The organism is Pseudomonas sp. GM50 (genome assembly GCF_000282375.1).
GTDB lineage: Bacteria > Pseudomonadota > Gammaproteobacteria > Pseudomonadales > Pseudomonadaceae > Aquipseudomonas.
On record NZ_AKJK01000097.1, the window covers coordinates 1 to 1046 of the forward strand.

At 65.3% G+C, this 1046-nt stretch carries 1 protein-coding gene; it reads right to left on the reverse strand.

Translation table 11 applies throughout. From position 1 onward, the window contains the following. A partial coding sequence (locus PMI30_RS07790) for a DUF5801 repeats-in-toxin domain-containing protein (protein ID WP_008012483.1) occupies positions 1 to 1046 on the reverse strand: 1046 nt, incomplete at both ends.

Consider the following 1046-nt stretch of genomic DNA (forward strand, 5'->3'; position numbering starts at 1 on the left):
ACCGCCTCGTTGGTGGCCGTGTCGGTGAGCCCGGAAGCACCCGCCACCACGCCTAACGCATAGGTCAGTGTGCCGGCGCCATCGGCGCCAAACGCCGAGCTGAAGTTGGCGGCAAAGCTCTGGGTGGCGTTGGTGGCCAAGGTTGTCTCGTCCACCGTCAGCGTCGGCTCGGTGCCGGTGGTGTTGATGCTCGGTCCGTCGTCCTTGAACACCAAATTTTGCCCGATGTTGAGTAGCGCCTGGGCGCTATCGCCGTCGCCATCGGTCTTGGTCGCCGTCAGCGTCACCAGATTGTCCGCCGACAGAGTCTTCGTATCATCGGGATTGGTCGTGACGGGGTGCACCACGGCGCGGATCTGGTCGAGCGTGACGTCGCCATTGGCGGCGACGCTGACCGTGAACACCAGCAGGTTGGTGGTGGCCGTGCGGCCTTCAACCACGGTGCCGTTGAGCGACAGGTTCACTGCTTCGCCCGAGGCCGTGTCGGTCAGCCCGGAGGCGCCCGCCACCACACCCAGCGCATAGGTCAACGTGCCGGCGCCATCGGCGCCAAATGCCGAGCTGAAGTTGGCGGCAAAGCTCTGGGTGGCGTTGGTGGCCAGAGTTGTCTCGTCCACCGTCAGCGTCGGCTCGGTACCGGTGGTGTTGACGCTGGGCCCGTCGTCCTTGAACACCAGGTTTTGTCCGATGTTGAGGGTCGCCTGGGCGCTGTCGCCGTCCTTGTCGGTTTTGGTCGCTATCAGCGTCACCAGATTGTCCGCCGACAGACTCTTCGCGTCATCGGGATCGGTCGTGACGGGATGCACCACCGCGCGGATCTGGTCGAGCGTGACGCTGCCATTGGCGGCCACGCTGACCGTGAACACCAGCAGGTTGGAGGTGGCCGTGCGGCCTTCGACCACGCCGGCGTTGAGCGACAGGTTAACTGCCTCGCCCGAGGCCGTGTCAGTCAGCCCGGAGGCGCCCGCCACCACGCCCAGCGCATAGGTCAATGTACCTGCGCCATCGGCGCCAAACGCCGAGTTGAAGTTGGCGGCAAAGCTCTG